Origin of the sequence: Streptomyces sp. NPDC086023 (assembly GCF_044540325.1) — a bacterium.
Classification (GTDB): domain Bacteria; phylum Actinomycetota; class Actinomycetes; order Streptomycetales; family Streptomycetaceae; genus Streptomyces.
This window is the reverse complement of sequence record NZ_JBITRX010000015.1, coordinates 197,216-207,632: the sequence shown is the minus strand read 5'-3', so window position 1 is coordinate 207,632 and position 10,417 is coordinate 197,216. Positions and strand designations below refer to the sequence as shown.

At 75.2% G+C, this 10,417-nt stretch carries 8 protein-coding genes and 1 other RNA gene; 4 read left to right on the top strand and 5 right to left on the bottom strand.

Annotated elements, in window-relative coordinates; genetic code table 11:
* Positions 1-737 precede the first annotated feature (737 nt).
* Positions 738-1,493 (top strand): bifunctional DNA primase/polymerase, encoded by a 756-nt coding sequence (locus ACIF6F_RS27505; protein WP_399952040.1) that lies wholly within the window; start codon positions 738-740, stop codon positions 1,491-1,493.
* Between the two features lie 151 nt (positions 1,494-1,644).
* Here ACIF6F_RS27505 and eda read toward each other — a convergent pair whose 3' ends face one another.
* Together eda and yaaA are read right to left on the bottom strand one after the other, a co-directional pair.
* A complete protein-coding gene (gene eda, locus ACIF6F_RS27500; protein ID WP_399952035.1) occupies positions 1,645-2,271 on the bottom strand; it encodes a bifunctional 4-hydroxy-2-oxoglutarate aldolase/2-dehydro-3-deoxy-phosphogluconate aldolase in 627 nt (208 codons plus the stop codon).
* A gap of 158 nt (positions 2,272-2,429) precedes the next feature.
* A complete protein-coding gene (gene yaaA / locus ACIF6F_RS27495) occupies positions 2,430-3,230 on the bottom strand; it encodes a peroxide stress protein YaaA (protein ID WP_399952032.1) in 801 nt (266 codons plus the stop codon).
* A 262-nt stretch (positions 3,231-3,492) separates the two neighbouring features.
* Here yaaA and ACIF6F_RS27490 point away from each other — a divergent pair, with 262 nt between their 5' ends.
* Positions 3,493-4,935: an RNB domain-containing ribonuclease gene (locus ACIF6F_RS27490; RefSeq protein WP_399952029.1), complete on the top strand. Its 1,443-nt coding sequence runs from the start codon at positions 3,493-3,495 to the stop codon at positions 4,933-4,935.
* 312 nt (positions 4,936-5,247) lie between these two features.
* The gene (locus tag ACIF6F_RS27485) at positions 5,248-6,531 is read left to right on the top strand and encodes a serine hydrolase domain-containing protein (protein ID WP_399952026.1); all 1,284 of its coding nucleotides are present in this window, start codon (positions 5,248-5,250) and stop codon (positions 6,529-6,531) included.
* Positions 6,532-6,653: 122 nt separating this feature from the next.
* Here ACIF6F_RS27485 and ACIF6F_RS27480 read toward each other — a convergent pair whose 3' ends face one another.
* Together ACIF6F_RS27480 and ACIF6F_RS27475 are read right to left on the bottom strand one after the other, a co-directional pair.
* On the bottom strand, positions 6,654-7,280 hold the full coding sequence (locus tag ACIF6F_RS27480; protein ID WP_399952023.1) for a hypothetical protein: 627 nt from the start codon (positions 7,278-7,280) through the stop codon (positions 6,654-6,656).
* Entirely contained in the window at positions 7,277-8,008 is a 732-nt protein-coding gene (locus tag ACIF6F_RS27475; protein WP_399952020.1) for a MerR family transcriptional regulator, read from the bottom strand. The genes ACIF6F_RS27480 and ACIF6F_RS27475 overlap by 4 nt, the downstream gene beginning before the upstream one ends.
* A 77-nt stretch (positions 8,009-8,085) precedes the next feature.
* On the opposite strand from ACIF6F_RS27475, the gene rnpB reads away from it, so the two are divergent.
* Positions 8,086-8,489: RNase P RNA component class A (rnpB, locus tag ACIF6F_RS27470), an RNA gene on the top strand.
* Positions 8,490-8,638: 149 nt separating this feature from the next.
* Here the strand turns inward: rnpB and ACIF6F_RS27465 are convergent.
* A complete protein-coding gene (locus ACIF6F_RS27465; RefSeq protein ID WP_399952015.1) occupies positions 8,639-10,387 on the bottom strand; it encodes a hypothetical protein in 1,749 nt (582 codons plus the stop codon).
* Between the last annotated feature and the right edge of the window lie 30 nt (positions 10,388-10,417).

Below are 10,417 nucleotides of genomic sequence, written 5' to 3'. Positions count from 1 at the left end.
GGCGAAGCCCCTTGCCCCAGGGGTGGGCCTGCCGCTGGGCCTGCAGGCCACGACGGGTCAAGCACCGAGGGGACCCACACACCACACGACCCACCCCCGAAGCAGGCTTCGGCGGGCGCGGGCCCACAGCTGCGGGACAGTACGAGGGCGCGGTAGGGCTGCTGTGCGGCACGCGGCAACGCGGCAACGCGGCAACGCGGCAACGCGGCAACGCGGCAACGCGGCAACGCGGCAACGCGGCACCAACGCAGCCGCGTGGCGAAAGTCACCGGCAAGCACGCGGCGCGCCCCGGTCGCATCACGGCCCCACCCCCGGCCAGCGCCGGGTGGAGTGGCGCCGGGAGCCCAGCGGGCCGGCTCCGGGCGGCCCGAACGCCCGGCGCCAGGAGCCCGTACACCCGCACCAACAAGGCCTGCACGCCCTCACCGGCAAGGGCCGGCCCCCCTCCCCTCTCACCCACCCCTCACCCCGCCACAACCACCCACGCACCACCCACGCACCGCCCACGCACCACCCACGCACCACCCCCACATCGCCCACGCACCGCCCGTGCACCACCCCCACACCACCCCCGCGCCACCCCCACATCACCCACATATAACCCCTTTGCCCTGAAATGCGGCCCGACCCGAGCCCCCGCCCCCCGCCCCCCGGTTGGGAAGTGCGGTCACCCGGGGCGCAGGATGGTGGGACGATGGAGCGGTCTGCCGGGGCCAACGGTGAGGTGAGGGGATACATGGGGTCTGAGTCCAGCCGCGTCAAACGCGGCGAGCAGAGCAGGATTTCCCAGTGGCTGCGCGGTCTGCGCAAGCCCGCGGCCGAAGACCCCGGCCGGCAGCGCGAGTCCCTGCTCCTGGCCACCGCCTCCGCAGGCCTCCCGATCGCTCCGGCCGCGCACCCCGCCGGCTACCGGTGTTCGTGCGAACGCATCGGCTGTCCCACGCCGGCCCGGCACCCGCTCTCCTTCGCGTGGCAGACCCAGTCCACCACCGACCGCGCCCAGATCGAGCGCTGGGCACGCAACCAGCCCTCGGCCAACTTCATCACCGCGACCGGCATGGTCCACGACGTCCTGGACGTACCGCTGGAGGCCGGACGGGCCGCGCTGGAGCGGCTGCTCGCCGCCGGCATCGAAGTCGGCCCGGTGGCCGAGTCGGGCGCCGGGGACGAGGGCGGTCACGGCCGGATGCTGTTCTTCACCGCCACCCGCGGCACTCCCGAGGACGAGGACGAGTGGTGGCCCTGCGAACTGGACTGCCACCCCGAGACCATGGACGAGCATCCGGGCCTGCGCTGGCACTGCCGGGGCAGCTACGTGCTCGTACCGCCGGCGGCCCTGCCCGGTGAGCTGACCGTCGACTGGGTACGCGGACCCGAGCACCCCCTCCCCGATCCGCTGACCCTGCTGGAGATCCTCACCGACGCCTGCGCCCAGCACCTGGCGGAGGCCGACCACGACGCGCACGCGGTGGCCTGGCCGCTCAGCCGGTAGGCGGCACCGCCGCCGCGGGCACCGCCATCCCCACGGGCACCCCCATGCCCCAGACACCCCATGCCCCAGACACCCCATCCCCCGGGCACCCCCATCCCCCGGGCACCCCCATCCCCACCGGCACCCTCACCCGCAGGGGGCACCCCCGCCCTCACACGGCCGGCCCGCCCAGCGCCGCCGCCGCGCGGGCCAGTTCCGTCACGCGGTCCCAGTCCCGGGCCGCCAGCACCCCGTCCGGGAGCAGCCAGGTGCCGCCCACGCAGGCGACGTTCGGCAGCGCCAGGTACTCCGGTGCCGTCGCGGCCGTGATGCCGCCGGTCGGGCAGAACCGCGCGGCGGGCAGCGGCCCTGCCAGCGAGCGCAGGTAGCGCGTGCCGCCGGCCGCCTCGGCCGGGAAGAACTTCAGGTCCGTCACGCCCTGTTCCAGCAGCCCCAACACCTCCGACGCCGTCGCGGCCCCGGGCAGGTACGGGACCCCCGTCCCCCGCATCGCCGCCAGCAGCCCCGCCGAGCAGCCCGGGCTCACCAGGAACCGCGCCCCCGCCGCCACCGCCCGCTCCGCGTGCCGCGCGCCGACCACCGTGCCCGCGCCGACCACCGCCTCCGGCACCTCCGCGGCCACCGCCCTGATCGCGTCCAGCGCGGCCGGGGTCCGCAGGGCCACCTCGATCGCCGGCAGCCCGCCGGCGACGAGCGCCCGGGCCAGTGGCACGGCGGCGGTGCGGTCCTCCAGCACCACGACGGGGAGAACGGGTGCGTGGTCCAGTACGGAGCCCAATCCGAATTCCCGGACGGAATCCCGTCCGGAATCCAGTCCGGACCCCTCGACCGATGACGACATGCCGCCATCCTCACGAGTACGCACGCACAGCGCAACGCCCGTTGCACAGAGCGCAACGGGCGTCGACGTGAAGGGCCCGGTGCCCGCCGGTTCCGTCAGTGGATCTCCGTCACCACCACGTCCAGCGACCACGCCTTGCCCGCCTTGGCGGGGGCCTCGCCCTCGACCACGTACCCCAGGTCCCGCAGCGCGACGAGCAGCTCGGCCGGGTCCGCGGGGGCGGCGCCGGCCCGCAGCAGGTCGCGGACCAGCCGTCCCTTGGTGGCCTTGTTGAAGTGGCTCACCACGGAGCGCTTCTCCACACCGTCCACGATCTGCGACTGCAGCACCCGCACGGTGGCCGTCCGCCCGGCCACCTCGCCCTTCGGCTTCCAGGCGGCCCCGTACGCAGAGGACCGCAGGTCCAGCACCAGACCGTCGCCCGCCGCCTCCGGCATCACCTCGGCCATCGGCGTCCGCCAGTACGCACCGAGCGCGCCGAGGCCGGGCAGCTTCACACCCATCGAGCAGCGGTACGAAGGGATCCGGTCGCCGATCCGCACCGCGCCCCACAGCCCCGAGAACACCACCAGCGAGGCCTCGGCGCGGGCCCGGGCGGCCGGCTCCAGACCGGCCAGGTCCAGGGCGTCGTACAGCACGCCGGTGTAGATCTCCCCGGCCGGGCGGGCGCCGGCGGTGCGCAGCTCTGCGTTCTTGGCGACCTCGCCGCGCAGGCCCTCGCTGAGGCCGAGCACCTCGCGGGCCTTCTGCTCGTCGCCCGCGCACAGCTCGACCAGCTCGTCGAGGACGGCGGCGCGGGCCGCGGCCAGGCCCGGCAGGGAGAGCCCCTCGGGCTTGAGGGGCGAGCCGGAGCCACTGGCGGCCTTTCCTTCGGACGGCGGCAGCAGCACGAGCACGGCGGTTCTCCTTCTGGTACGGACGAGCGAGGGGTGCGGCCCCCCGAAGAGCGTAGCCGCGCCGCCGCCAAGCTCTCGCCGCACCGCAACCCCGCCGCACCACCGCACCGCAACCCCGCAACCCCGCCACCCCACGCCTGCCACCCGCCGCCCCACGCCCGCCCCACGCCCGCCCCCTCACTCCCCCGCACATCCACCCCCACCCCCACCCCCACCCCCGCTCGCCGTGCCGGTCCCGGCCCCCGCACCTACGCTCGGGTACATGCCACGCCGTCAGATGCACATGACCGGCGCAGCGGCGGCCCCGCTGCGGGACGCCCTGCGGGACCTGCGCAGGGAGCTGGGCGTGCCGGAGGCCTTCCCGGCGGCTGTCCTGGAGGAGGCGGAGCGGGCCGCGCGGGAACCCCGGCTGCCCGCGGAGGACGCCACCCACCTCCCCTTCCTCACCATCGACCCGCCCGACTCCGTGGACCTGGACCAGGCCCTGCACGTGGAGCGGCGGCCGGGCGGCGGCTACCGCGTCCACTACGCCATCGCCGACGTGGCCGCCTTCGTCGTGCCGGGCGGCACGGTGGACGCCGAGGCACACCGCCGGGTGACCACCCTCTACTTCCCCGACGAGAAGGTGCCGCTGCACCCGGCGGTGCTGTCCGAGGGGGCGGCCAGCCTGCTGCCGGACCACACCGCTCCCGCGCTGGTGTGGCGGCACGACCTGGACGGGGAGGGCCGGGTGGAGGCCGGCGAGGTACGGCGGGCGCTGGTGCGCAGCCGGGCCAAGCTCGACTACACCGGGGTGCAGCACGCGCTGGACGCCGGCACCGCCGAGGAGCCGCTCGCGCTGCTGCGGGAGGTCGGGCAGCTGCGGGAGGCGCTGGAGGTCGAGCGGGGCGGCGTCTCGCTGAACGTACCGGAGCAGGAGATCACCAGGCGGAACGGCGGCTTCGAGCTGGCGTACCGGGCACCGCTGCCCGTGGAGGGCTGGAACGCGCAGCTCTCGCTCCTGACCGGCATGGCGGCGGCCCAGCTGATGCTGGCCGCCGGTACGGGGATCCTGCGCACCCTTCCCATGGCCCCGGACGGTGCGGTCGGCCGCCTGCGCCGGGCCGCGAAGGCGCTGGGCATCGAGTGGCCGCACCACGTCCCGTACGCCGAACTGGTCCGCTCCCTCGACCCGCGGCGCCCCCGGCACGCCGCGTTCCTCCAGGAGTGCACGGCCCTGCTGCGGGGCGCGGGGTACACGGTGTTCCGGAACGGTGCGGCGCCGGACCCGGCGGTGCACGCCGCCGTGGCCGCGCCGTACACCCACTGCACCGCGCCGCTGCGCCGCCTGGCCGACCGGTACGCGGGTGAGCTGTGCCTGGCGTTCAGCGCGGGCCGGGAGCCGCCGGAGTGGGCGCTGGCGGCGCTGGACGCCCTGCCGCGGCAGATGGCCGACGGCGCCCGGCTGGCCAACACGGTGGAGCGGGAGTGCGTGGACCTGGTGGAGGCGGCCCTGCTCAAGGACCGGGTGGGCGAGGTCTTCGACGCGACGGTGATCGACGTGAAGGAGCGGGAGCCGCTGGTGGGCACGGTGCACCTGGAGGACCCGGCGGTGGTGGGGCGCGTCGAGTCCGCGGACGGGGCGCTGCCGCTGGGCGAGCGCATCCGCGTCCGGCTCGCCCAGGCCGACCCGGGCCACGCGAAGATCCTCTTCGCTCCGGCCTGAGGTCGGGCCTCGGGCCTGCCTTCCCGGCCCGAGGTCCGGCCCACCCCGCCTGAGATCCAGCCCGCCCGCCTACCCGGCCCGAGGTCCGGCCCGGGCGCTCCCACCCAAGGTCCGACCCCGGCGCTCCCACCCAAGGTCCGACCCCCGCACTCCGACCCGCACTCCGACCCGAGGTCCGGCCCCCGCACTCCGACCCGAGGTCCGGCCCCCGCACTCCGGCCTGAGGTCCGTGCGGGGGCCGTGCGGGGGCATCTGGCACGGTTTGCGGTGGGTTCGTGCGATGGATACCGATCGTCCGTGGATAGTGCGGGCATGACGCGTACCCCCCGGCCCACCGCCGCCCCGTCCACGCCCCCGTCCCCCGCCCCGTCCGGGGCGCGGAGCGCCCGTCCGCGCACCCGCCGGGCCCTGATCTGCGCGGCGCTGCTCGCCCTCACCCTCCAGAGCACCGCCCTCGCCGCGCCCGCGGCGGACGGGCGGGGCGGCGGCCGGGGCGGTCCCGACTGCGTGCGGACCGAGGGACCGCTCGGACCCGACGGCCGGAAGGTGCGGGAGGTCGTCCGCCTGGCCAAGGAGGAACTGCACCTGAACTCCGTCGAGGTGAAGGTCGCGAGCGACGGGCACGACGTCTACACCGACGCCCTCGGCGAGTCCATGACGGGCGTGCCGGCCCGGCCCGACATGCACTTCCGCGCCGGATCGGTGGTCTTCGCCCACATCGGCACGCTCCTCCTCCAGCTGGCCGAGGAGAAGAGGCTCCGGCTCGACGACACCGTGGAACGCTGGCTGCCGTACCTGCCGAAGGCCGACAAGATCACCCTGCGGATGCTGGCCACCAACACCAGCGGCCTGCACGACTACGTCACCGACCCGGCCTTCCTCGCGGAGCTGCCGAAGGACCCGTTCCGCCAGTGGACGCCGCAGGAGCTGCTCGCGTTCCCCTTCAGCCACTCCTTCTGGTACGAGCCGGGCACCAGCTGGAGCTACTCGCACGCCAACTACGTGCTGCTGACGGACGCCCTCCAGAAGATCACCGGCACCCGGATCGACGTCCTGCTGAAGGAGCGGATCTGGGGCCCGCTGGGGCTCCGGAACACCCGTAACAACTTCACGCCCGACATCCCCTCCCCCGTCCTGCACGCCTACACCTCGGACCGCGGCTTCTACGAGGAGTCCACCTTCTGGAACCCGTCGTGGACCACGGCGCCCGGCGCCGTGATCACCAGCCACATCTGCGACCTGGCGCGCTCGGCACAGGGCATCGGCAGCGGTGAGCTGATCTCGCCCCGCTCGTACCGCACCCTGCTGAACCCGGGCACGGTCGGCCTCGGCGGCGGCACGGCGACCTGCCCCGCGGACGTGTGCCTGAAGCAGACCGACGACTTCCACTTCGGCATGGGCGTGATCGTGGTCAAGGACTGGACCGTGCAGAACCCGTCCTTCTCCGGCTACGCGGCGATCCAGGCCTACCTGCCCGCGGAGCGGCTGGCCATCGCGGTCTCGGCCACGCAGACCCCGACCACCCCGGAGGGGAACCAGGCCGAGGTGGTCGCCAAGCGGATCGCGGCCGCGCTCGCGCCCGACCACCCGCTGTAGGAAGAGCTCTCGGGCGCCGGGGGTCCGGTGCACCGGGGCCGAGCACCGGCCCCCGGCACCCGACCCCGAGCACCGGCCCCCCCTGCACCGGACCCCCCGCACCGCCCACCCTGCCGCGGCCGTCAGGCCGGGAGCGCCGCCCGGACCCTGGCCACCAGGGCGGCCGGGGCGTCGGCGTGGAAGCGGAGGGTGCGGGCCTCGGTGCGGGCGCCGAGGGGGCGTACGACGGGCAGGGGGCGGGTGAGTTCGAGGGTGACGGTGGTCTGGCTGCCCACGATCAGGTCCAGCACCCCCACCCCGTCCTCCCGCACCAGCCGCCCCTCCGGGTAGCGCCGGTCCACCCGCACCGAGGCGATCGCGTCGGCGGGCACCTCCAGGTCGAAGAGCGCGCCGTACCGCACCCGCAGCGAGCCGTCCGGGCGGACCAGGTGGGGGCGGGTGACGCAGGCGGCGTGCATCGCGAGGACGAGCACCACCCCGTACACGTCCAGGACCAGCAGCGCCCGGTGCACCGCGGGCCACGGGATCAGGTGGGCCAGCGCCACGGTCTCGACGACGGAGACGAAGAGGAAGCCGTACATCATCGCCGTCTGGGGCGAGGTGTACGGGACGGCGAGGTCGCCCTCGCGCACCCCGTGCCGGCGGCGCGCCGCCCAGAGGAACAGCGAGCGGGTGGAACGCAGTTCGTGCACCAGAAGCCTCCGCAGCCACACGGGTGTCCGCAGCCACAGGGCGTTGAGCGTCCTCATGTCCGTCCCCTCTCGATCATGCCGTCCATCACCAGCCGGACCACCTCCGCCTGCGCGGGCTCGAAGTCGGCCAGCAGGGCCTCCTTGAACCCGGGCACGGCCGGCCCCTCCGCCGGGATCGCGGCGAACACCTCCGCCGGGACCGCCGCGATCAGCTCCGCCGCGAGCGGGCCGATCCGCGGGTCGTCCGCGGGCGCGTCGGCCAGCTCGTCGAGCCGCTCGTACAGCCCGAGTACGGCGGGGTCTGCGGCCAGCGCGCCGAGCGCGGCGTACAGCTCCGCTCCCCCGCCGCCCGCCGTGTCCAGCAGCAGCAGGTGCTCCCGGTCCTTGGCGGCCGTCGGGGAGCCGGTGGCCGGCGCCTTGGCCAGCAGGGCGGCCAGCGCAGGCGGGACCGCCTCGGCATCGCCGCCCGCCTCCCGCAGCGCGGCCAGCCGCTCCCGCCGTTCCCGCAACGCGGCCTCCTGACGGGCGAGGTCGGCGTCCAGCTCCTCCAGTACGTCGGCCAGGTCGCGGCCGGCGTCGTCGGCGAGCACGTCCCGCACCTCGTCCAGGCTCAGGCCCAGCTCCGTCAGCCGCCGGACGCGCGCCAGCAGCACCCCGTCCCGCACGGTGTAGGCGCGGTAGCCGTTGGCCAGCCGCCGGGGCTCGGGCAGCAGCCCGACGTGGTGGTAGTGCCGGATGGCCCGGGTGGTGACCCCGACCAGCGCGGCGATCTCTCCGATCCGCATGCGCCCAGTACAAACGTTGCCGCTGCGGCAAGGTCAAGCGACGCCGCGGTGCCGGGTAGCATGGTCGGCACGGCAGACGAGCCGGCCGGGCGGCCGCGTCGGGACCCGCGAGGGGCCCGCCGAGGAACGTCCGGGCTCCACAGGGCAGGGTGGTGGGTAACGCCCACCCGGGGTGACCCGCGGGACAGTGCCACAGAAAACAGACCGCCGGAGGCTTCGGCCCCCGGTAAGGGTGAAACGGTGGTGTAAGAGACCACCAGCGCCTGGGGTGACCCAGGCGGCTAGGTAAACCCCACCCGGAGCAAGGTCAAGAGGGGCCGGAGGAATCCGGTCCTGCGCGGACGATCGAGGGCTGCCCGCCCGAGTCCGCGGGTAGACCGCACGAGGCCGGTGGCAACACCGGTCCTAGATGGATGGCCGTCTCCCCGGCGACCGCGAGGTCTCCGGGCGACAGAACCCGGCGTACAGGCCGACTCGTCTGCCACACCCGCACTGACCTGGGGAATCCCCGATCGGGGCGGGTTTTTGCATACCGGGGCCGGACGTGACGGTGCCCCCGTCCGCTGCTCGGACAGCGGACGGGGGCACCGTAGGTCTCGGCCGGCCGCGCCTGGCCCGTCTGGCTCGGCGTCAGCCGGTGGGCTGGCAGATCGTGTAGACGCGTACGCCGGTGTCCGCCGCGGCGACCGGGTTCTTCAGCCACACGTCCCACCGGTTGGCCTCGGTGTTGGGGTGGCTGGTCAGCAGGTTCGCGTCGGACGGGGTGCCCGTCTGGTAGAAGCCGCCGCCGATCACGTCCGTCCCGGCGGGGCAGACGGGACCGGCGTAGTTGCGCGAGGTGTTCCGGGACACGGTCTGGACCTCACCGACGAGCGTGACCGGCTTCCGAGTCGGCCCCGCCGGCCCGGTGTCGCCCTTCGGGCCCGCGGGCCCCTGAGCCCCGGTGTCACCCTTCGGGCCCGCAGGACCCTGAGCCCCGGCGTCACCCTTCGGACCCGCAGGACCCTGAGCCCCGGCGTCACCCTTCGGACCCGCAGGACCGGCAGGGCCCGACTCACCCCGCTCACCCTGCGCGCCCTGGGCACCGGTCTGGCCCACATCGCCCTTGTCGCCCTTGTCGCCCTGGGGCCCCTGCGCGCCGGTGTCGCCCTTGTCGCCCGCCGGGCCCTGAGGACCAACCGGACCGGCCTCACCCGGGTCACCCTTCAGACCCTGAGCACCCGTGTCACCCTTCGCGCCCACCGCACCCTCAGGTCCCACCGGACCGGCCTCACCACGCTCACCCTGGGGACCAGCCGGACCCTGCGGACCCGCCGGCCCCACCTCGCCCGGGTCACCCTTGTCGCCCTTCAAGCCCTGGGCACCGGTCTGGCCCACATCGCCCTTGTCGCCCTGGGGCCCCTGCGCGCCGGTGTCACCCTTCGGGCCCTGGGCCCCTGTATCGCCCTTCGCACCCGCCGGACCCTCAGGCCCCGCAGGACCGGCCTCACCACGCTCGCCCCGCTCACCTTGGGCGCCGGTCTGGCCCACGTCGCCCTTGTCGCCCTGCGGACCGGCCGGGCCGGCCGGTCCGGTGTCGCCCTTGGACCCGGGGGCTCCGTCACGGCCGTCGGCACCTGCCGGGCCCTGAGGACCGACCTGGCCGGTGTCGCCCGGGTCGCCCTTGGGACCGGCCGGACCGGGGGCTCCGTCGGCTCCGCGTTCACCCTGCGGGCCGGTGTCGCCCTTCGGGCCCGGCGAGCCGTCGCGCCCGTCCGCACCGGCGGGACCCTGGGGTCCTGCCGGACCGGCCTCGCCACGCTCACCCTGAAGACCAGCCGGACCTGCCGGACCGGCCTCTCCCTGCTCACCGCGCTCACCAGCCGGACCTGCCGGGCCGGTGTCCCCCGGGTCGCCCTTCTCACCCGCCGGACCCGCCGGACCCACCGGACCCGCCGGACCCGGCTCGCCCCGGTCGCCCTTCGGACCCGGCTCACCGCGGTCGCCCTTGTCCCCCTTCTCGCCCTTCGTCGGCGGGGGCTTGACGGGGCACCACGGCACCGGGTGGTGGTTCTTCACGTAGCGGGCCGCCATCCAGCCCTCGATGTCGGCGAGCCGGTACCAGATGTCGTTCCCGTCGACCGTCTCGCCCCGGACCTTGCACTTCAGGCGCACGTGCGTGCCGCTCTTGCGGCTGCCGAGCTTCATGGCGTGCGTGGTGGGGGCGGAGCGGACGTACTGGGTCGTCTTCGCGGTGACCCGGCCGTCCGGCCTCCCGCCCGTGCCGAAGGCGGACGCGGTGGTCTGGGCGGCGGCGGGCAGGACCAGGGCTGCGCTCAGGCCGAGCGTGACTGCTCCGGCGGCCAGTTGGCGGCGGGCAGCCTGGGAGGCGAGAGACATGAGGGGGTGGCGCCTTTCGATCGCTTGCGC